General features: G+C 48.8%; 22 protein-coding genes and 1 riboswitch. Of the genes, 15 read left to right on the top strand and 7 right to left on the bottom strand.

Translation table 11 applies throughout. The annotated features are described in order from the left end of the window. The first annotated feature begins 24 nt into the window (after window positions 1-24). Together ACQKPA_RS00795 and ACQKPA_RS00790 are read left to right on the top strand one after the other, a co-directional pair. Window positions 25-993, top strand: coding sequence for an ABC transporter permease (locus tag ACQKPA_RS00795; protein ID WP_427488590.1), 969 nt, complete (start codon window positions 25-27; stop codon window positions 991-993). Between the two features lie 117 nt (window positions 994-1,110). After that, window positions 1,111-2,130: an ABC transporter substrate-binding protein gene (locus tag ACQKPA_RS00790; protein ID WP_427488588.1), complete on the top strand. Its 1,020-nt coding sequence runs from the start codon at window positions 1,111-1,113 to the stop codon at window positions 2,128-2,130. A 223-nt stretch (window positions 2,131-2,353) separates the two neighbouring features. Here ACQKPA_RS00790 and ACQKPA_RS00785 read toward each other — a convergent pair whose 3' ends face one another. Continuing rightward, the gene (locus ACQKPA_RS00785; RefSeq protein WP_427488586.1) at window positions 2,354-2,899 is read right to left on the bottom strand and encodes an AAA family ATPase; all 546 of its coding nucleotides are present in this window, start codon (window positions 2,897-2,899) and stop codon (window positions 2,354-2,356) included. A 395-nt stretch (window positions 2,900-3,294) separates the two neighbouring features. Here ACQKPA_RS00785 and hxlA point away from each other — a divergent pair, with 395 nt between their 5' ends. The 4 genes from hxlA to ACQKPA_RS00765 all read left to right on the top strand — a co-directional run bounded on the left by hxlA (window position 3,295) and on the right by ACQKPA_RS00765 (window position 6,408). Further along, window positions 3,295-3,927, top strand: coding sequence for a 3-hexulose-6-phosphate synthase (gene hxlA / locus ACQKPA_RS00780; protein WP_427488584.1), 633 nt, complete (start codon window positions 3,295-3,297; stop codon window positions 3,925-3,927). Between the two features lie 6 nt (window positions 3,928-3,933). Further along, window positions 3,934-4,497, top strand: a complete 564-nt coding sequence (gene hxlB / locus ACQKPA_RS00775; protein ID WP_427488582.1) for a 6-phospho-3-hexuloisomerase — start codon at window positions 3,934-3,936, stop codon at window positions 4,495-4,497. Window positions 4,498-4,580: 83 nt separating this feature from the next. Beyond that, the gene (locus ACQKPA_RS00770; protein ID WP_427488580.1) at window positions 4,581-4,997 is read left to right on the top strand and encodes a winged helix-turn-helix transcriptional regulator; all 417 of its coding nucleotides are present in this window, start codon (window positions 4,581-4,583) and stop codon (window positions 4,995-4,997) included. Window positions 4,998-5,199: 202 nt separating this feature from the next. Next, window positions 5,200-6,408 (top strand): GTP-binding protein, encoded by a 1,209-nt coding sequence (locus ACQKPA_RS00765; RefSeq protein ID WP_427488578.1) that lies wholly within the window; start codon window positions 5,200-5,202, stop codon window positions 6,406-6,408. Window positions 6,409-6,592: 184 nt separating this feature from the next. On the opposite strand, the gene ACQKPA_RS00760 is transcribed toward ACQKPA_RS00765, so the two are convergent. From ACQKPA_RS00760 to ACQKPA_RS00750, 3 genes are read right to left on the bottom strand one after another with little or no spacing between them, the layout of a single operon-like run. Further along, entirely contained in the window at window positions 6,593-6,889 is a 297-nt protein-coding gene (locus ACQKPA_RS00760; protein ID WP_113061099.1) for a putative quinol monooxygenase, read from the bottom strand. A 10-nt stretch (window positions 6,890-6,899) separates the two neighbouring features. Further along, on the bottom strand, window positions 6,900-7,538 hold the full coding sequence (locus ACQKPA_RS00755) for a nitroreductase family protein (protein WP_113061100.1): 639 nt from the start codon (window positions 7,536-7,538) through the stop codon (window positions 6,900-6,902). Window positions 7,539-7,565: 27 nt separating this feature from the next. Beyond that, complete coding sequence (locus ACQKPA_RS00750; protein WP_427488576.1) at window positions 7,566-8,024, bottom strand: MarR family winged helix-turn-helix transcriptional regulator; 459 nt, start codon at window positions 8,022-8,024, stop codon at window positions 7,566-7,568. A 197-nt stretch (window positions 8,025-8,221) separates the two neighbouring features. Here ACQKPA_RS00750 and ACQKPA_RS00745 point away from each other — a divergent pair, with 197 nt between their 5' ends. Then, the gene (locus ACQKPA_RS00745; RefSeq protein ID WP_427488574.1) at window positions 8,222-8,473 is read left to right on the top strand and encodes a YolD-like family protein; all 252 of its coding nucleotides are present in this window, start codon (window positions 8,222-8,224) and stop codon (window positions 8,471-8,473) included. Between the two features lie 79 nt (window positions 8,474-8,552). Here the strand turns inward: ACQKPA_RS00745 and ACQKPA_RS00740 are convergent, their stop codons facing one another. The 3 genes from ACQKPA_RS00740 to ACQKPA_RS00730 all read right to left on the bottom strand — a co-directional run bounded on the left by ACQKPA_RS00740 (window position 8,553) and on the right by ACQKPA_RS00730 (window position 11,738). Next, window positions 8,553-9,656, bottom strand: coding sequence for a CobW family GTP-binding protein (locus tag ACQKPA_RS00740; RefSeq protein WP_427488572.1), 1,104 nt, complete (start codon window positions 9,654-9,656; stop codon window positions 8,553-8,555). After that, the gene (locus ACQKPA_RS00735; protein WP_427488570.1) at window positions 9,653-10,630 is read right to left on the bottom strand and encodes a TIGR03943 family putative permease subunit; all 978 of its coding nucleotides are present in this window, start codon (window positions 10,628-10,630) and stop codon (window positions 9,653-9,655) included. Before ACQKPA_RS00735 ends, ACQKPA_RS00740 begins: the two co-directional genes overlap by 4 nt. Before the next feature lie 97 nt (window positions 10,631-10,727). Further along, a complete protein-coding gene (locus ACQKPA_RS00730) occupies window positions 10,728-11,738 on the bottom strand; it encodes a permease (RefSeq protein WP_427488568.1) in 1,011 nt (336 codons plus the stop codon). Between the two features lie 157 nt (window positions 11,739-11,895). Further along, window positions 11,896-11,975, top strand: a riboswitch (ZMP/ZTP riboswitch). Window positions 11,976-12,039: 64 nt separating this feature from the next. On the opposite strand from ACQKPA_RS00730, the gene ACQKPA_RS00725 reads away from it, so the two are divergent. The 8 genes from ACQKPA_RS00725 to ACQKPA_RS00690 all read left to right on the top strand — a co-directional run bounded on the left by ACQKPA_RS00725 (window position 12,040) and on the right by ACQKPA_RS00690 (window position 20,796). Beyond that, on the top strand, window positions 12,040-12,888 hold the full coding sequence (locus tag ACQKPA_RS00725; RefSeq protein WP_427488566.1) for a bifunctional 5,10-methylenetetrahydrofolate dehydrogenase/5,10-methenyltetrahydrofolate cyclohydrolase: 849 nt from the start codon (window positions 12,040-12,042) through the stop codon (window positions 12,886-12,888). A 296-nt stretch (window positions 12,889-13,184) separates the two neighbouring features. Continuing rightward, a complete protein-coding gene (locus ACQKPA_RS00720) occupies window positions 13,185-14,177 on the top strand; it encodes a LacI family DNA-binding transcriptional regulator (protein WP_427488564.1) in 993 nt (330 codons plus the stop codon). A gap of 179 nt (window positions 14,178-14,356) precedes the next feature. Beyond that, complete coding sequence (locus ACQKPA_RS00715; protein ID WP_427488562.1) at window positions 14,357-15,859, top strand: glycoside hydrolase family 32 protein; 1,503 nt, start codon at window positions 14,357-14,359, stop codon at window positions 15,857-15,859. Continuing rightward, a complete protein-coding gene (locus ACQKPA_RS00710) occupies window positions 15,856-17,277 on the top strand; it encodes a sucrose-specific PTS transporter subunit IIBC (protein WP_427488560.1) in 1,422 nt (473 codons plus the stop codon). The genes ACQKPA_RS00715 and ACQKPA_RS00710 overlap by 4 nt, the downstream gene beginning before the upstream one ends. 269 nt (window positions 17,278-17,546) lie before the next feature. Then, window positions 17,547-18,347 carry a Cof-type HAD-IIB family hydrolase gene (locus ACQKPA_RS00705; RefSeq protein WP_427488558.1) on the top strand — a complete coding sequence of 267 codons (801 nt, stop codon included), beginning with the start codon at window positions 17,547-17,549 and terminating at the stop codon, window positions 18,345-18,347. 352 nt (window positions 18,348-18,699) lie between these two features. Next, window positions 18,700-19,062, top strand: coding sequence for a PadR family transcriptional regulator (locus tag ACQKPA_RS00700; protein WP_427488556.1), 363 nt, complete (start codon window positions 18,700-18,702; stop codon window positions 19,060-19,062). Then, window positions 19,049-20,065: a hypothetical protein gene (locus tag ACQKPA_RS00695; RefSeq protein WP_427488554.1), complete on the top strand. Its 1,017-nt coding sequence runs from the start codon at window positions 19,049-19,051 to the stop codon at window positions 20,063-20,065. The genes ACQKPA_RS00700 and ACQKPA_RS00695 overlap by 14 nt, the downstream gene beginning before the upstream one ends. Window positions 20,066-20,316: 251 nt before the next feature. Beyond that, the gene (locus tag ACQKPA_RS00690; protein WP_427488552.1) at window positions 20,317-20,796 is read left to right on the top strand and encodes a hypothetical protein; all 480 of its coding nucleotides are present in this window, start codon (window positions 20,317-20,319) and stop codon (window positions 20,794-20,796) included. Window positions 20,797-21,031 lie beyond the last annotated feature (235 nt).

The raw sequence follows: 21,031 nt of genomic DNA, 5'->3' as shown, positions 1-21,031 counted from the left end.
ATACACGTTAGGAGGAGTAAACAGATGAACATTCAAATCAAATCGGGCGCACTTCAGCAAGTGCTGGCCTTAGCCAGCTTGGTTGTTCTCATACTATTCTTTACATTCTCATCCAGCAATTTCTTTCAATTCTCCAATATCGTGGGCATTCTTCTCTCGACCGCGGTGATCGGCGTTCTTGCCTTAGGATCTACTTTTGTCATCATTACCGGCGGCATCGATCTGTCTGTCGGAACGGTCATGACACTGAGCGGCGTTATGACCGGCGTCTGCATCACCTTCTGGGGTTTGCCGGTTCCGGTCGGTATCCTTGGGGGGATCTTGACGGGCGCGCTGTGCGGGCTGCTATCCGGTACGGCGGTGGCGAAGATGAAGATCCCGCCATTTATCGCAACGCTGGCGATGATGATGATCGCCAAAGGGCTGGCACTGATTATCTCCGGAGCCAAGCCGGTCTATTTCAACGACGCTGAAAGCTTTGCCGAGGTGTCCCAAGGCAGTGTGCTGGGCTGGATGATACCGGGCCTTGATATTCCGAATGCGGTCGTTATTTTCTTCATTGCGGCGGTTGTGGGTTACCTCATCTTATCGAAGACCATCATCGGCCGATATAACTTTGCACTGGGCAGCAACGAGGAGGCGACCCGATTGTCCGGCGTCAATGTGGGCTTCTGGAAAATCGTCATTTACACCCTAACCGGCGCCTTTACCGGCTTGGCCGGTGTCATGATGGCATCGAGGCTGAATTCGGCCAATCCGGCCCTGGGTGCCGGGTATGAGCTGGAAGCCATCGCGGCGGTCGTGATCGGGGGAACTTCGCTCAGCGGAGGGAAGGGGACCATCATCGGTACGGTGATCGGCGCTTTGATCATGAGCGTGCTGACGAATGGATTACGCATTCTGTCCGTGCCGCAGGAGTGGCAAACCGTTGTCGTAGGGTTCGTTATCATACTCGCGGTGTATGCGGATATTTTGCGCAGACGCAAAGCGTAAGCCCTTTGTTAGAGCTGCGTTCCGCGCTAAGTTAGCCGAATGTTAACGGGTTAGAAGCTTCCTTGGATGGAAGTTCTATAGATGTACTATTTTGATAAACAAGGGGAGATTAAGATTATGAAAAAGCTATCCGTATTGGCTCTGATTCTCATGCTGACTGCAAGTATGCTGGCCGCTTGCGGTTCATCGGGCAATAACGCTGCCGGAGGAACCGACAATCCAAGCGAGGGCGGATCGGGTTCAGGTTCCAGTTCTGCAGCCGAAGGAGAAATCTACATCCCGATCATTTCCAAAGGCTTTCAGCACCAGTTCTGGCAGGCGGTAAAAGCCGGTGCCGAGCAAGCTGGGGAAGAGCTTGGCGTACGGATTACCTTTGAAGGACCGGAGACGGAATCCCAGGTGGATAAGCAGATCGAAATGCTGCAGGCAGCACTCGACAAGAAACCAAGCGCGATCGGCTTTGCCGCACTGGATAGCCAGGCCTCCATACCTTATCTGAAAAAAGCCCAAGAAAACAACATACCGGTCATCGCCTTCGATTCGGGCGTGGAAAGCGACATTCCGGTCACGACGGCATCAACGGACAATATGGCTGCATCCGCGCTTGCGGCAGACAAAATGGCGGAGCTCATCGGGAATGAAGGTAAAATCGCGATGGTGGTCCATGATCAGACCAGCGTAACCGGGGTTAGCCGCCACGACGGTTTTAAGAAGCAGATCGAAGAGAAGTATCCGAATATCGAGATCGTAGACATTCAATATGGCGGTGGCGATCATCTGAAATCGACGGACCTGGCCAAAGCCATGATGCAGGCACATCCGGATTTGAAGGGGATATTCGGGGCGAATGAAGGCTCCGCAGTCGGCGTCATTAATGCGGTAACGGAGATGAAGAAGGAAGGCCAGATTATCGTGGTCGGGTTCGATTCCGGAAAAGCGCAGATTGACGCGATCAAGAACGGAACCATGGCGGGAGCCATCACGCAAAATCCGGTCGGCATCGGATATGAGACGGTAAAAGCCGCCGTAGCGGCCGTCAAAGGGGAGAAGGTCGAGCCGCAGATCGATACGGGATTCTACTGGTACGACAAAAACAATATCGATAGCGACGAGATCAAAGCCGTGATCTATGAGTAAAATGAAATGAAGGGGAGCCCTATACGGGGCTCCCCTTAACGTGACATCCGCTTACGCAGATGCCACCTCCATATTCTGAATCAATTCGTTCAGCCTCCTTTCCGAGCATTTGGTCCAGCCGGACATCTATATTAAACCATGGCTGGCGCTGGGAATGAAGTGAATAAACAGGCTTAATTGTTTTTTACCAGGAAGCCTTGTCAAGAATGATACCGGGTTTATGTTAACGGATCTGCCCCTCGTCCCACATCCGCTTCCAAATCTCTTCAACGGTTTCTTCAGGAGATAAATCGGAGGTGTCCAGCCACAGGCCAATTCTCGGCGTCTCGTCGGTCAACTGCCGATTCAGCTCATGGATGGTCCATACCCCGTAGCCTTTTTTGTCACGAATCAACTCGCGTGCGCTGATGGCATTCTCGGATGGGTTCAGCACAACAACGAAGACGGGAAGGTCGTTTAGCATTTCGGTTATTTGTTGCAGCGCCGGGCCGAGAATGACGTCCTGCAGAACGACATGAAAACCGGCTTCGGCATAGGTTCTGGCAGTGGAGGCGGATAACCTGTAGCGCAAGGCAAGCTGTCTTACCGCTTCGTCAGAAGCATCCGGAAGCATTTCTTCCCTTCCCCTGACAATCATTCTCCGAAACGAGTCTCCCCGCAAATGGACTCCGCGTTCAAACTTCTCGGCCAGCAGCTGGGCTACCGTCGACTTACCGGAAGCCATGACGCCCGTGACAACGATAACGGCTGGTTTACGTGAATGTGACATAATCATATCTCCAATTCTATCGGATTGTAAATGAAAGGGAGCCCTATAACGGGCTCCCCTAAACGTGACACCCGCTTATGCGGATGCCACCTCCATATTCTGAATCAATTCGTTCAGCCTCCTTTCCGATCATTTTGTCCGGCCCGACAACTATATTAAACCACAGCGGGATGCGAGCCGAACAGTGAATAAACGGGCTTAATTGTTTTTTACCAGCGTCTTGGAGACAGTATACATTGCTAATTAAACGGAGCCCATAAACCCTTGTCCCGCCGTATTACTTACTTCCACGTAAGTATCTCACTTCTAAGTACGTACTTCCGGAAAGTAAACTGTCTGCTCTACAATGGGCGTGTAGTCATTAACCAATACGTTCATAAGGAGAGAATAACAATATGGAGCTTCAATTGGCATTGGATTTAGTAAATATTCCGGAAGCAAAACAAGTGGTGGCTGAGGTAGCCGAGTTTATCGACATCGTGGAGATCGGAACGCCGGTTGTCATTAACGAAGGACTTCATGCCGTAAAAGCAATTAAAGAGGCTTTCCCGCAGCTGCGCGTGCTGGCCGATCTAAAAATTATGGATGCGGGCGGTTATGAAGTGGCGAAGGCATCCGAAGCCGGCGCGGACATTATTACGGTGTTAGGCGTATCCGACGATGCTACGATCAAAGGCGCGGTAGCGGAAGCCCTCAAGCAAGGCAAGCAAGTGATGGTCGACATGATCAATGTGAAGGACATTGAGAGTAGAGCAATGGAGATTGACGCTTTGGGCGTGGATTACATTTGCGTTCATTCCGGCTACGACCACCAAGCGGAAGGCAAGAATTCATTCGAGGAATTGGCTGCGATCAAACGTGTCGTGAAACATGCCAAGACGGCGGTTGCGGGAGGAATCAAAATGGAGACACTCCCTGAGGTGATCCAAGCGAATCCTGATCTCGTGATTGTCGGAGGGGGAATCACAGGTCAATCCGATAAGAAAGCCGTTGCGGCCCAAATGAACCAGCTTGTTAAACAGGTTTAAGTTCCGATGAGTAAAAAGATATTTCATCATGCAGCGGTCATTGCCGAGGAGATCTCAGCATCCGTGCAGCAGATCAATGCTGATCAGATTGAGGAATTGATTGCACGGATCGTGCAATCTGATGCCATTTTCTTAGCGGGGGGCGGCAGATCCGGTCTGATGATCCGAGCTTTTGCCATGCGATTAATGCAGATGGGGTATAAGGTTCATGTCGTGGGCGATACGGTAACTCCGGCCATCGGCTCGCGGGATTTACTACTTATCGGTTCAGGCTCCGGCGAAACGCAGAGCTTGGTGTCTATGGCTCAGAAGGCCAAGGGTATAGGCTCTGCCGTAGCGGTGGTAACCGTAAACCCCGAATCTCGTATCGGTAAGCTTTCGGATGCGATCGTTCGGCTTCCGGGCACAACGAAGGAGCAGAATCAAGAATCCCTTGTCACCGTTCAACCGATGGCCTCTTTATTTGAGCAAACGATGCTGATCGTCTTGGATGCCGTTATCTTGAGATTAATGGAGATGAAGGAACTTCACTCGGAAAATATGTTTGGGCTGCACGCCAATTTGGAATAAGAGGTCAAGGTGTGGGTAAAGTTGCCGCTTTGATGATATAACCGCGACCGTTGTATACTGTAGGGAAGAAGGGGTGATGCATTATGGCAAGTGAAGTCAAGCAGCGAATCAATCTGAAGGAAATAAACTGCCATAAGGAGTTAACCCTGGCGGTCATCGGCGGCAAATGGAAGCTGATCATCCTATGGCATCTTGGTTTAGAGGGCGTTAAGCGCTTCGGTGAGCTGAATCGAATGATTCCTCATATCACGCAAAAAATGCTGACCAACCAGCTCCGGGAATTGGAGGAAGATCAGCTCGTTCATCGTGTGGTTTACCCCGAGGTTCCGCCTCGAGTCGAATATTCACTCACGCCTTACGGGGAAAGCCTAATGCCGATCTTGAAGCTGATGTACGATTGGGGAAAAGATTACGGCGAACAGGTCATCTGGAAAGACGGCGAGCTGCCTGAGCATAAAGACGATGGACAGGCAGCGGAGCAACCAGTCGCACAGAAGTAGTGATTTTTTTGAATAATGGTTGTGAATGTATGGGCGCAGCATCTTAAAAATAAACCTCCGGTACACAGATGCCGGAGGTTTATTTTTTGTTTAAAAGAAAAGTTATTTTGAATGGAAGGATTGACAATTTAAGTGAGGAGATATAATATCATACCGTATAAATCGTAATAATTACGATTAAGGAATGGAGGAAGTTCAATAGATGAATAGTAACAATAGGATTCCGGTTACAGTACTCAGCGGGTACCTCGGATCAGGCAAGACGACGGTCCTCAATCATGTGCTTCATAATCGTGATGGATTGAAGGTTGCGGTCATTGTGAACGACATGAGCGAAGTGAATATTGATGCGGATTTGGTTCGAGGGGAAGGAAGCCTGTCCCGAACCGATGAGAAGCTGGTTGAAATGTCTAACGGCTGCATCTGCTGCACGCTCCGGGAAGATCTGGTGCAGGAAGTTCAGAAGCTGGTGCAGGAGAAACGGTTTGATTATATTCTCATTGAATCGACGGGTATTAGCGAGCCCGTGCCCGTTGCGCAGACTTTTGTCTATCCGGATGAGGTGTCCGGTGTCCAGTTGTCCGACCTAGCCCGGCTGGATTGCATGGTGACGGTTGTGGACGCGAACCGTTTCTGGAAAGACTTCTCTTCGGGTCAAAGCCTGCTCGATCGGAAGGAAGCGCTGGGCGAAGAGGATACACGGGAAGTCGTGGATCTGTTGATTGATCAGATTGAAATGTGTGATGTACTACTATTGAACAAATGCGATTTGGTAAGCGAAGACGAATTGGCCAAAGTGGAAGGCATACTTCGTAAGCTTCAGCCCAGCGCAAAAATCATACGCACTGTGAAGGGACAAGTCGCCCCAGCGGAAATTCTGAATACCGGTTTATTCGATTTTGAAAAAGCCAGTCAGTCCCCCGGCTGGATTCAGGAGCTTCAGAAGGAAGAGCATGTGCCGGAAACGGATGAATACGGCATCAGCTCTTTTGTATATCGGAGAAGAAGACCGTTCCATCCGGAGCGGCTGGCTGATTTCATGAGTGATTGGCCGGAAGAGGTCGTACGCGCGAAAGGGATCGCTTGGCTGGCTGTGCGTGAGGATGTTGCGGCAAGTCTAAGTCAGGCGGGACCTTCCATTCAGTTTGGGCCTGCAGGTTATTGGGTGGCTGCTTTAACCGAGCAGGAGCAGCAGGAGCTGCTTCAGAGTGAGCCGGATGTGCAGCGAAAATGGGATGGCGTCTGGGGAGATCGGATGACCGAGCTTGTGATGATCGGGATACGGATGGAGCAGTCACGAATCGAGCGGGAGCTGGACGAATGTTTGTTGACTGATCAGGAAATGCAGCTGGATTGGTCGACCTTTAACAATCCGCTGCCATGGATGGCAATCGAAGAGCTATCGCTGTAAGGCTTAGGATATGTTCCCCTTTGTAGACAGTGCTGAAGAAGAGCGCTACAGTTTACTTAAAGGGGACTTTTTTATGGAAAGTTTATAAAGAAGAATCCGAAATAATAGGGATATAATCATTTAATAAAAAAAGCCAAACTCGTCTGAACGAGTTGGCTTTTTAATAGTGACTGCAGTCTGTTAATTATTTGTTTATCGGTTGGCCTGCATATGCTTGGACATTTAGCGGAGCTGTCAGGTATTTTGGAGCTTTAGCTACAAATGCCTGAAAATGGCTGCTCGCATTGTGGAGCCCCACAGCTTCCTGGTCTTTCCACTGTTCAACCATGAGATACGTGTTATCCTGCTCCGTATCTTTAAGCAGCTTATAAGATTCATTTCCTTGTTCCGCGCGGGATGCCTCAATAAGTTCTTTTACGGATTCCAGAAATTCTGCCTCTAGTTCACTGTTTACTTTCATTTCTGCATGAATAATAATCATCGCTATGACCTCACTTCCACTCTGCAATACGATCAATAGGAAGACGGGTCGTCAAACGCGCTTCTTTGGCAGCTTTACCTACAGAGATGAGCATTACCGGCACATAACGTTCTTTCTCCATACCAAATGCCTCTGCAATTCGGGATTTGTCATATCCGCCAATGGGGTTAGTGTCATATCCACGGGCACGAGCAGAAAGCATAAGCTGCATGGAAACCAAGCCGCTATCTATAAGGATCATTTCACGGAAAGACTGTGCCGGAATACGTCCGAACAGATCGGTATAGTTTGCCATCATCTGATCTTTAATCTCTTGTGGCAGATAACCACGTTCCACAGCGCTACCCATAATTTCATCTGCATTGTCGAATGCGTTCATATCTCCAAATACAGCAATGACTGCGGAAGAAGTTGAAACTTGCGTTTTGTTCCCTGGTGCAAGCTCTTCAAGCGTCGCTTTACCTTCTGGGCTATCAACGACAAGAAATCTCCAAGGCTGAAGATTAACGGATGACGGAGCCAAAGTCGCTTCTTCCAAAATTTCAGTCATTTCTTCACGGCTGATTTTGACCGATGGGTCGTATACCCGCACAGAGCGCCGGGAAGTAATAATTTCTTTATAATTATTGTTTAGGGAAGTTACAGTCATGATATTCTCTCCTTTAATCTCTATAAGTTAATTGGTCTTACTTGGTTCTTTCATTTGTTGAATCTGGCTGTTCAGTTTCTGTAGAGTTTGAACAAACGCAAGTCGTTCTGATTCCGTGAGGTCTGCCTGCAGTTCCTCCATAAAGCGATCTTTCTCCGCCTTAAACGCTGCTACTTTACTTTTGCCCACTTCAGTTAGCTGAACCAACGTAATCCGGTTGTCATTCTCACATCTGGTACGGAGAAGTATTCCTTCCGCTTCCAACTGCTGAACATGACGGGTCACCGCAGCTGGATCAATAGACACTGCCTTCTGCAAATCCGATTGGCTAATTTGGCCCCCCGTCAGTTTGCATAGGAGTTCGAGCCGATTGGGACTAACTCCAGCACATCGTTCAAACCGGGTCGAAATATGCTTGTTTAAATGCATTAGCAAGTACAGCAGGTCTTCCGTATGGCACGTAGAGATTATAAAGACCCCCTTCAATTCATTGACTCCTCAATGTTTGATGGGTCAACTATATACCTTTGTTTTCTGAAAATCAAGTCTTTTGCATAAAAAACTGAATCGGATTTCATGTATAATAGGAAGTAGATTCCTAATTCATAGATTTGAGGAAAGATTTGTTTTCATGGAGAATGTAATGCTAACGCATGAACAACATAAATCAGGAGGACAAGGTTATGGCAAAAGCAAAAGTTCCAAAGAGACCCACTAGAGATGAGTTTGTACTGGAAGAGCTCGGAAATCAGCTTACGGAAGCTTACCAGGAGGAATCGGTCATCGTACTGACGGTCTGGGGATGGGAAGAGGCAGTCCGCGGACAAATCGATCAAATGGACTCTCGCACAGGGAAGGTGCACATGAAAGTGAATGGCGTCATTACGAAGGTTCCCTTTATGGACATTATGGAAGTGAATTATCCAAGGGACTAATCAGAATTATATCGAAAAAGGAGATCCTGCGAGGATCTCCTTTACTTTATCTCTGTCTAACTAACCATCCATCCAGCTGTCATTGTACCACGCCACTGAGCAAGCCTTCCCACTCCTGAACCATGCGATTTTTGTCCAGACGATGGCCGATCAGCGTAAGATATCCGCGTTGCAGCTGCAGCGTGCTTGGCTTACATTCAAGCTCTGAACCCGCCCACTGAACTAGAGAGGGACCCGTCGAGAGATGGATGTAACCTTTGGCCCGAATCAGGCTGGAGCCAAGTGCAGCGAGAAACGTTTCGATCACGCTCAACTGAAGCGGGAAGGGGGATGGAGCAGATAAGGTCAAGGTATCCAAGCCCGTGAAGGATGTGCTGCTGTGTCCGGACTCTTCTCCGTGCAGATGACTATGGTGGTCATTGACAGATCTCTCTGGTTGGTGGTGCGCATGCTTGCTGTGATCATCAGTCAACGGTTTGTCTTGCGTACGATCCGCAGGATTTCCTGGCTTCCCTTGCGAAGTTGGAAACGAATGGCTCGGGTCCTTAGAGGGCTCAAGCTGAAGCTGAAGCGTCGAAAACACTTCATTTTCATCCAAACGGCTGTAGTCGGTTACGGCCAGACTTGCCGTCGTGTTTATTTTTCTAATGGAGCTCATGACTTTGTTGATCTGTTTAACGTCGCAGTCCCCCGCCTTGTTAAGGATGATCATATCCGCGAAGCTGATTTGTCCCCGCAGGGTACGCACCAGTTCACGACTGGATGCAAAGAAGCTGTTGTACTCGAGAAATTTGCCGCAGTCGGCCAAGGCAATTTTGCGCTGGATCGAGATTCGATCAGCCAGGGACGGATCCTGCAGATCCTCAAGAATCTGTTCAGGATTCGCCACGCCGGTCGTTTCGATGAATATGAGATCCGGCTTCTGATCTAATAGGGTTTGTAATGCTTGACCCAGCTCGTCTCGCCTGGTGCAGCAGATACATCCGTCGAGCAGTTTCTCAATCGGAAGATCGGGGATTTGGCCGGAAACCGTATCGCCATCCACATCTTGTTCGCCCATCTCATTCATAAGCACAGCGGTTCTCCACTGCCGCTTGGCGGCATATTCTAGCAGTCTGAGCAGCAGCGTGGTTTTGCCGCTCCCCAAAAATCCGCTAATCAGTACAACGGGTATCTTGTTCATTTATTTGTTACCTCCTTGGTCTCGTTATCATTCGAATACAGCTCGTCAAACTCCGCGACGGAGTCCAGATTCGTGAAAATGTAAGGGGATGCCGGCTGTTCGATCGGCTGAATCTGCTCCGCCTGAATTTGCAGAGTCTCTTTACCATTCAAGGTGGCGACCTGGATCGTGCCATCAATCTGGACCCACGTATCATTAGTGAACGACGCAGCATTCGTGCCGCGCACAAGAACCCCGAACGGTACGGCGTCTGCCGTGCAGCACATCACGAGGAATCGGCTGACGGCAAAGGTATCCTCATTCATATGTACGTCGCGGAAGACGAAACCTTGCACCGTGATGGTTTTTCCTTGAAAATGCTCTTTGTACATATCCATAGCCCCGACGGTTTCTGAGAAAATGTCCGGTTCTACCTTAATGACGGGCAGTGTATATAAGCGCTTGGCAAGCTCTGCAAACTCCACACTATAGATGTCCTTGGCAACGAATCGTTCGTTCAATGCGATGTCTGCTGCTGCTCCTTGATCAATGCCGGGTAATCGCTTATTTGTGCCTGAAAAGGCGGAAGTGTTGCGGTCTTCGGTTTTACGCCGTACATCGGGATTCGGATAGGTGTAGATCATTCCTTTTTTGGCTGCCATATCGCTGCCCAGGGCCTGGTCCGGCAGGAGCAGGCCAAACAGCAGCGGCACTGTGAATAACCCGTATACCGTTACGTTTTTGACAAGGCCGGTAGGCAGGGGGTGCTCGCAATCACACACCTCTCCGGAATCGCCCGCAAGGGAATGCCACATCATCCCGAATGCAATGAACAACAACGGAACCGGGCAGAGAAGCAGCAGGGTCTGCATATGAGGCGCTAGGTAATATTCGAGCGAATCTGAAGCATTCAGATGCATGATATAAGCGGCGAGAGCCGCAACAAGCAGCGACCGGAGCGTATAGTGAATCCGTATCCTCAAACTGGACTTCATCCTCCCAATCACCTCCAATCTCAAGCGGATACCTGATGATCCTAAACGGTCCCGGTAATCTCGTTTGGTATTTCGTCAATCTTTCATCCTTAGGCAGCTATCCACCCAAAAGAGCGTTGACGGCTACAGAGCCGATAAAGACAAGCGTCATCACCAGCAGGCTTAAACCAATTACGAATTTGGTCTTGAAGGTAGCCGACAGCATGAGCAAGCTTTTGAAATCCAGCATCGGGCCGAGCACGAGGAAGGATACGAGCGGACCTACGGTAAAGGTGTGAGTGAACGCCGATGCCACAAAGGCATCCGAAGTCGAGCAAAGGGACAGAATGAAAGCAAACCCCATCATGAACAGGTAAGAAGCGGTGGGACCGTTCCCCAATGCCAGCAGCTCTTCTCTAGGGATGAAGGATTGGATGCAGGCTGTCAGGAATGCGCCAAGAACCAGGTATTTGCCCATTTCGATCAATTCGTCTCCGGCGTGGACAAACAGGCTTCTCCAAGTTTTGGGATGCTCGTGCAGCTTGCGTTCACCAATGGCGGAATCTTGTTCGGTAAACTCTTGTAAGGAACGCTTGAGCGGGTTGTTTTTTGAAAAAACATAGACGAGCAAACCTACCGTTACCGCGACTGCAAAAGCCAGTCCCATCCGGCCGATCGTTACTTCGGGATGCGAACGGAAGGCCATGATCGTTGCAGCGAACACAATGGGGTTCAGGATAGGTCCGCTGAGAATAAAGGTTACAGCGATGTAGGCAGGCATCCCCTTAAGCATCAGCCTTCGGACGACCGGAATCATCCCGCATTCACAGATGGGAAACACGATCCCCAACATGGAAGCGAACAGGACGCCGATGACCGGATTTTTGGGCGTGATCCGACGCACCCACTGTTCTTTAACAAACATTTGTAAGAGGGACGAAATTAGCACCCCAAGCAGCACAAAAGGAAGCGCCTCAAGGAAAATGCCCGTAAAAACCGTTTTTACCTGCTGTATGTCACGGCTTGATATTAGACTTGAATCGTTCTGCAGCCATATCGTCAAGACCGGTATCACGAAGACAAGCGGAATCATGAAGGGCAGCATTTTGAAGATTACCGGATATTTCATTCGGGCCTCCTGGAGCGAATTGTTCTTAGGACATTCTATGCTTGTACCATCGGCAACATACTAGATTCTTGCAAATTAATCAAAAAGATTACGATTTGATACGTCAACTTCATGAACGGTAGCGCGAAGTCCAAAGTCGTGGTATATTTAAAAAAAGTTATCTGTGTGTTACTGGCGTAGCTTGGGGTACCAAGAGGGAGCACATAGGATCATATGCCGTACGCCTGGGCAAGAGGTAAGGAGACGATTAGTCGCCTTGCCTCTTTATGTTTTTAATACAATGGCGAAGGAGCGGATTAGCATGAGTAAGGAACCCGTAATTTTGGATGGAAAAAAGGTATCCGATGATATTAAGGCAAAGCTGGCGGTGAAGGTACAGGAATTGAAGCAGCACGGGATAACGCCTTGTTTGGCAACGATTCTAGTTGGCGATGATCCAGCTTCGGCGACCTATGTGCGGATGAAGGGAAATGCTTGCGAGCGGCTTGGCATCATATCCAAGAAAGTGGTGCTGGAGACATCGACCTCGACTGAGGAGCTGATCGCCGCGATACAAGAGCTGAACGAGGATCCGAATGTCCACGGTATTCTGCTGCAGCATCCGGTGCCGCATCATATCGATGAACGGGCGGCTTTTGATGCCATTGCCATTGAAAAAGATGTGGATGGAGTAACCACGCTCGGTTTCTCGCAAAATGCGTTTGGTTTTGCCGATTATCCGTCTTGTACGCCTGCCGCGATTATTGCGATTATGGATTATTATGATCTGCCGATCGAAGGGAAGCATGCCGTGGTGGTCGGACGCAGTCCGATTCTGGGTAAGCCGGTATCGATGATGCTGCTCAATCGCAATGCTACCGTTACGATCTGCCACTCGAGAACCAAGAACCTCGGGGAGCTTGTGTCCCAGGCGGATATCGTGGTTGCGGCCGTAGGCAAGCCTAATTTCATTCAAGGGCACTGGATTAAGCCGGGAGCCGTTGTATTGGATGCCGGCTACAATAAAGGGAATATCGGCGACTGCGATTATGAAGCCTGCGCGAAGGTGGCATCTGCGATTACACCGGTACCGGCTGGTGTCGGCCCCGTTACGATTGCTACATTGCTGAAGCATACCGTCGAATCGGCCGAGCGAACCGTGCAAGCCTAAAGGAAAGCCATAGACCATTTGCATATGAATTAAGGGTGCGCCCATGAAGAATCCCCTTCGAATCGTTTCATTTCTAGTAAGAGTCTGGAACATGGAAAAGATATGGCTCATGCAATGATAGGCTTGGAGTCTCCATTTCACGGATCCCTGGACGTCATGGTATAGTTAGGAAAAAGCGAAAACGAAGGGGAGAGATTCATGCACAAACGAAACATGATCAATTGTGCTGCCCAACTAGGAGCTGTGGAGGACAATCTGTTCGTTGCAGCGCCGCAAGCGGCTCCCGGGAGCACCGAATGAAGAACACGATTGCAGATATTGCCAAAAAAGCCGGAGTTGCCAAAAGCACGGTCTCCCGTTTCTTAAACGGAGGTTCCGTCAGCAATGTAACACGCCAAAAAATTGAGCTGGTCATTCAGGAAACCGGCTATATTCCGAATTCGTTTGCACAGAGCTTGAAAGCGAAGAAAACCAGCATGATCGGCACCATTGTACCGCGTCTGGATTCATTCTCAGCATCGCAGACCGTTGCCGGCATGGATGAAGAATTAAGGAAACACGGTTATCAGCTTCTCATAATCAATGCAAGCCAGGACTTATCCAGGGAGATTGAAGCGCTGTATGATCTCGCTAGGCAAAAAATATCTGGCATTATTTTATTTGCCACTCAAGTGACGGAAACCCATCTTGCCGCGATTAAAGAGATCGGCATCCCTGTCATCCTGTTAGGACAGCAGCATAAGGATGTTCACAGCATGATTTATAACGACTATGCCGCAGGCTATGACATGGGCCGATATGTGCTGTCCAAGGGACATCGCCATATTGCCTATATCGGGGTGACGGAACAAGACGTTGCTGTCGGAGTTCAGCGGAAGGAAGGGTTTCTGAAAGCAGTAAGCGAGGATAGTGAGGCGGAAGCGGATCTCTATGAGAGCGGATTTAAGATGTCGGATGGTGTAAAGACCGCATGGTCCATTTTTGAGTCGAACCGAACGCTGCCAACTGCCGTGGTCTGCGCTACTGACAACATCGCGTTAGGCGTTATGAAAGCGGCTAATATGAAGGGCATTCAAATTCCTAACGAACTCTCCGTCACCGGATTTGGCGGATACGACGTAACCGAGGTGATTCATCCTGGATTGACAACGGTTAAATATGGATATTCCCAAGCGGGCCATCTCGCCGCTCAGCATATAATGAAGCTGGTCAACGACGAGCCTGTGAATATCCTGACGGTCATGAGTTGCGATATGATTCATCGGGAAAGCGTTGACAATCTAAAATAGGTATTCTATACTGAAAAAACGGAACCGGTTCCAATACTGCCTTTGATAGGTATTGGAGCTGAGTTCATTATTTTTACTCCTGATTGGAACCGGTTCCACTACAGGTGGATTAGGCAGATGTTCACGCATAGCATGATCAGTTTGATTTTTTAGTAAGCCCATTTATAAGGAGAAGAGATATGGACAGAGAACTGAAATACCGACGCCTGGATCAGGCTTCTCCCGAAGAGCTTTCCTCCTTAAAGGAGAAAGTGAAATTAAGCGAATGGAGGCAGAGGTTTCACATACAGCCCATCATGGGCTTGCTGAATGACCCTAACGGGTTTTCTTATTATAACGGGGAGTATCACTTATTTTATCAATGGTTTCCGCTGGGTACGTATCACGGCTTGAAATACTGGTACCATACATCCTCGAAAGACCTGGTGCATTGGAAAAACCAAGGCATCGCCATTGAACCTGGCCACCCGCAGGATGCTTATGGCGCTTATTCGGGCAGCGGAATCGTGAAAGACGACAAACTGTATCTGATGTATACCGGAAATGCCCGGGATGAGGAATGGAACAGGCAATCTTATCAATGCATGGCCGTGATGAATCGCGATGGATTGATCACGAAGCTCGATAAGCCGCTAATCGGCCGTGTACCGGACGGATACACCGAGCATTTTCGGGATCCGAAGGTATGGAAAGACGAAGACAAGTACCGGTTCGTCATCGGCGCCCAAAGGGGCGATCAGACAGGAACGGCTGTCGTATATGAATCACCGGATTTGCTGGATTGGACATGCAAAGGGGAAATCCAAACCCGTCTTGAACATTTCGGTTATATGTGGGAATGCCCCGATTATTTTGAACTGGAAGGACGGGGCGTGCTGCTGTTTTCGCCGCAGGGGCTGAGTCCGCAAGACGACGAATACCGGAACATTTACCAATCCGGCTACATCTTGGGCAAGCCGCTGGATCGGGACACGCTGGAGTTTAAACACGGCTCGTTTTACGAGCTGGACAGAGGTTTTGATTTCTACGCACCGCAGACCATGCTGGACGAGCAAGATCGGCGCATCATGGTAGGCTGGATGGGTTTGCCGGAGGTCGTCTATCCAACCGACTCGCATGGCTGGGCGCATTGTTTGACTATTCCGCGTGCGCTCTCGTTCCGTGAGAGCAAGCTGATCCAGGAGCCGGTCCCCGAGTTGGAAGTGCTCCGCGATAAGGCCATGGAAGCAGCGGATACACTTTACAGCGAAGTGAAGAGTTATGCAGGAGTTGAGGGGACCGTATTCGAGATGATATGCGAGTTCCATGCGATCGAAGCGGACGCTGTTGGCATTGAGTTTCGAGCCGGCGAAACGGAGCGGACGGTCATCTGGTATGACGCTCTCAGGCAAAAGGTTACACTGGATCGCTCATCATCGGGTGCAACGATTGTGAGTGATTACGGAACGACACGAACCTGCATGCTGCATGCCAAAGTAAACTCGATCAAATTCCATCTTTTTGTGGATATTTCTTCGGTAGAGGTGTTCGTTAATGATGGCGAAGAGGTATTTTCGAGTCGGATATTTCCAAAGCGGGACAGCCGTCATATACGATTTTTCGCAACAAACGGCAGCGTCGGCTTGAAGGTCAAGAAGTGGGATCTTGCCCAAGCCGTAAAAGATATAGAAGGGGATGAATGAACATGGCAGCGGATAATCGGAAAATTGCAAGGCAGGTAGTGGAAGCCATCGGTGGCAGGGAGAACATCGCTTCCTTTGCTCACTGTGCTACGAGACTGCGAATTATGGTACACGATCAGAAGAAGATTGACCAGAAGAAGGTCGAGAATATTGATAAGGTCAAAGGCGCTTTTTTCAACTCCGGCCAATATCAGATCATTTTCGGAACAGGAACCGTCAATCAGATTTTTGAAGCGGTCGAATCCCTGGGAATGGAGAGCACAAGCAAGGAAGAACTGAAATCTCAGGCGAAAAAGTCGGGGAATCCGTTTCAGCGGGCGATTCGTACATTCGGTGATGTGTTTGTGCCGATTATCCCGGTACTGGTCGCCACTGGCTTGTTCATGGGATTACGGGGATTGCTGACCCAGGACACCGTGCTTGCCTGGTTTGGAGCGGCACCGGATGATATCTCGCCTAATTTTCTGCTCTACACCCAGGTACTAACGGATACGGCTTTTGCTTTCTTGCCGGCATTGGTGGCCTGGTCCGCATTCAGGGTGTTCGGGGGCAGCCCTGTGCTTGGTATCGTGCTGGGTTTGATGCTGGTTAACCCGGCTCTTCCCAACGCTTATAGCGTGGCGAACGGTTCGGCCGAAGCCCTCATGCTCTTCGATTTCATTCCGGTTGTTGGATATCAGGGCTCGGTTCTGCCAGCCTTCTTCATTGGACTACTGGGCGCGAAATTCGAGAGATTTTTGCGAAAACGCATTCCTGAAGCCATCGATTTGATCGTTACGCCATTCTTAACCTTGCTTGTAATGATTACGCTCGGGCTGTTCGCCATCGGACCCGTGTTCCACTCCCTGGAAGAGGTGGTTCTGAACGCGACGACCTTCTTGCTGGAGCTTCCGTTCGGCATTGCGGGTCTTGTGATCGGCTTCTTCAACCAGATCATTGTGGTCACCGGCGTTCATCATATTTTCAACTTCCTGGAAATTCAGCTTCTTGAGAAGACGGGAAGTAATCCGTTCAATGCGATTGTGACTAGCGCCATGGCAGCACAAGGGGCAGCATGTCTGGCCGTCGGGCTCAAGACGAGAAACAAAAAACTGAAGGCATTATCCCTGCCATCCGCGTTCTCGGCCATGCTGGGAATCTCGGAGCCGGCGATTTTCGGGGTCAACCTCCGCTACGTCAGACCGTTTGTTATCGCCTTGATCGGCGGTGGCGTGGGCGGTTTTATGGCTTCCCTCTTCCAGCTCGAGGCCACAGGCATGGCGATTACCGTAATTCCTGGTACGCTCTTATACTTGAACAGCCAGCTTCCTCTCTATATTTTGTGCAACGTAACCGCGATGGCTCTAACTTTTGTGCTGACTTGGTTGTTCGGATTCAATGATAAAATGCTCGATGATGTTCGCTCGGAAGCGAAATAAGCCCACAGAAGAAGTCCGTCTGCATAAGGCGGACTCTTTTGTTGTCGTTAGATAAGAAAATTACGGTAACTTGCGCTAATGTTATTGTAGAGGGTTATCTTGAATTCATCGATATTAAATACCATAAAAACCGTGCTCCTGCGCGGTTTTTTATGCGTTATCGGGATGTGTCCGAACGACCTTGCTGAAATAATGGCTTGCTCTGAAATGCTTTTCATCATTTACAATATGGTTACTGGCTAGAATATACGGAAGAGAGGCGAGTTTCATTGAATAAGAAAATCATATTTTTTGATATTGACGGGACGCTGCTGGATCATGAAAAGAAAGTTCCGGCTACAACGAAGGAGTCCATTCGGGAGTTAAAGGGTGCCGGGCACATCGTCGCCATAGCGACAGGGCGCGCTCCCTATCATTTTGAAGAGCTGCGGGAGGAGCTTGGTATCAATTCCTATGTTTGTTTGAACGGTCAGTATGTGGTTCATGAAGGCAAACCGATATATGGAAATCCATTGGCGCAAGATGCCTTGCAGAAGCTGACGGAGCAGGCCGTTGAGTTTGATCATCCGATCATATATGCCGGCAGTGAAGCCATGAAGATGAACGTAACCGAGCATGTTCATATCGATTCCAGCTGGGGGGAACTAAAGCTCACGATCCCTGAATATGATCCGGAATACTACTTGGGCAGAGATATTTATCAGGCCATTGTATTCTGCACGGAGGATGAGGAAGCAGCTTACGTGAACAAATTCGAGGGCCGGTTCGATTTCGTTCGATGGGGTCCTTATGGGATCGATGTGTTGCCGTCCGGGGGATCCAAAGCCGAAGGGATCAAACAATTGATTCAGCTGCTGCGCATCGATCTGGAAGATACTATCGCCTTTGGCGATTATCTGAATGATTTGGAGATGCTGTCGTACGTGGGCCACGGTGTGGCGATGGGCAATGCGCCGGAAATCGTCAAGAAGGCGGCCAGGCATATAACCAGGGATGTTGATCAAGACGGTATACAGTACGGCCTTCGTATGTTGGGTCTACTGGGCAAGGAACCGCAGGAAATCGTGTAGTTATTTTTACGATGAAAGTCATGCAGCGTGTCAGTCTTCGTTCCAGCGGGACGATAAGGACTGACATGTTTTCGGTTTGAAGTGCATTTCGAGAAGCGCAGTTTTAACGATGGAACGAAGGAACAACATCGCTGTGAGATGAGAGCATTTAAGAAGGTTATCTTATGACCTGGGACAGTCCCGGCCGTAGGATAACCTTTTTTAGATGAAAGTGCAGGTCTTCACTTGGCCTACTTCCTGGATTAGCAGCCTTGCAACAAGTATAAGCAAAAAAATAATTGTAAATAATTATTAATTGTCTATATACATTAGTGTGTGGCGTACAGTATAATGATTACCAGGAGTTGATGATATGTCAGAGGATCAAGATATTCTGAACAGTTTGGTGCAGGAGCTTCGGCGAGGAACCATCATACTTGGTGTCCTCAGCCAATTGTCGGAACCTCAGTATGGATACTCATTGGTGACCATATTGCAGGAGAAGGGGATCAGCGTGGAAGCGGGTACCCTGTATCCCTTGCTGCGGCGGTTGGAGAAACAAGGCTTGCTGGATAGCGAGTGGGATACGAATGAAGCTCGTCCGAGGAAATATTACATCATAAGTCAGACAGGGAAAGAAATATATCGCCAGCTTTACCATGAATGGAAAGATATGATGACAAGTCTTGAAGGGCTTGTTGCTGACAAGGGGATGTTTAGTAATGGATCTGATTAACAGGTATATTTATGCAGTGACGCAGAAGCTGCCCGAATCACAAAGAGCCGATATTGAAAAGGAACTTCATGGACTCATCGAAGATATGCTGGAAGACAGGGGAGCAGGCGTCGGGATTGCAAGCACTGAAGATGTGGAACAGGTGCTGCTCGAGCTCGGTCCACCGGGGGACATGGCAGCTAGATATAGAGGAAGAGAACGGTATCTCATTGGACCCGGTTTGATCGACAGTTATTGGTCTGTCCTGCGGATTGTATTGTACTCGGTTGTCGTCGCTCTTGGCATCGCGTATATGGTTGATTTCTTTACAAGCTCGGATCCTACCGCCGAGAAGCTTCTGGAGTACTTTGTCTCATTGCTGAGTGTGGCTATTCACGGGTTCGCATGGGTTACCGTTATTTTTGCCTATATCGAATATCGCGGTGCTCGACAAGTTTCTAAAGACGCTTGGAAACCATCCGATTTGCCTGTAATTCCGGAACCAGCGGTTCGGATTAAGCCGATCGAGCCGGTGCTGGGCATTCTATTTTCCGTGCTGTTCTTTGTGCTATTTACGTTTTCCATTGACCTGATCGGTGTTCATCGATTCGATAAAAGCTCGATCGCCATTCCGGTGTTTGAACAGGCTGCCTTTGCCAAGTATTTGCCGCTGATATGGCTTCTTACCGCCTTCAGCATATTCAATGAAGCCAGGAAATTAATCACAAGAAAGTGGACGCCGCAGATTGCCGTCATGCATGTCATATTTAACGTTGCTTCCGTTATTGTTGCGGTGATCCTGTTCTCCGATATGACGATTTGGAATCCGACATTCATGGATCAGCTCGTTCAAGCGAGGCTCGTAACACCGGGAGATGAAGCGTATGAGACTGTGAAATCAATTTGGGATCGCTCCAGAGATGGTCTTATTTACGTCATTGTGATCATTACCCTTATTGATACCGTGTCCGTTCTGATGAAGCGGTTTCGGCGGAAGGAAGGAAATACAGCGTTAACCAAGTAAAGACTTGAAGCATAGGGTGTCCCAAAAGATCTTGGATCTGGAGGGATGCTCTTTTTTTGCTATTAGGAGACACTCCGTATACGAATTGTTCCCATGAACGACACGCAGCTTGTTGGATAAGCATAGGATAAGGAACATAGCAAATAATTTTTTGACAAAAATGTGAATGATATGTGTCAAAATTATGTACAATGGTGTTATAATAAGGTAAGAGTTAAATGAAAACCCTTACAGAATGAACGGAGCTGATTATGATGAAATACGCAATCCATTACTCTACGAGAATGAAAGACGTTATTTTATTTTCCTTTGTCATTAGCATTATCCTGTTTCAGGTAGCTACCTTGACCCAATATTCCTATCCTGTCCTATTCTATATGCAGATGGCGGTGAATGTCGTTGTTGTTGCGGCACTAGCGATTGAAGGGTATGCCCGATTGGTGAAACGGGAAGTGAATATTCAGGAGAATTCGGATACGATAACAATCCATGGCGTAGAGATTCATGCCGATCAGATTCGTGAGATCAAGGTTTCCGGATGCCATAAAGCCGCATTCCAAATAAACCTCAAGAACAAGAACGTGAATCCGATGTATTGCTGCTTTAAATTTGAAGAGAAGAATTGTGAAGGGATTCGGAGTCTTACGCGTTGGGCCGAGCGGAACCAGGTTTCCGTGCGTAAGGTCGGACCGCAAACCCGTTCCGGGTTGGTACTCACATCTAACCACTAATTGGCCGAATTTAAATTTTATTATGAATAGAAGCATCTGAACCTTGAAGAATGGGTTCAGGTGCTTCTTTGTTGTAGTTGTAGAGGAAGAGTGTTTTTCCGGGCATCTGTACCTATAGGAACTGAAAGTTAAACCAATGTTAAGATCCTGTTTAAATACAGGTTAATTTCGTCAGATATACAGCCAAGAATGAGTGTTACTTCGCGTTTGGAGAGGAGATTCTTGCTGCTGCCCG

The organism is Paenibacillus sp. NPDC093718, from assembly GCF_050279985.1.
In the GTDB taxonomy this organism is placed as follows: domain Bacteria; phylum Bacillota; class Bacilli; order Paenibacillales; family Paenibacillaceae; genus Paenibacillus_AQ.
Note: the sequence above shows the minus strand (reverse complement) of the source record. Positions and strands in the feature narration are given on the sequence as shown.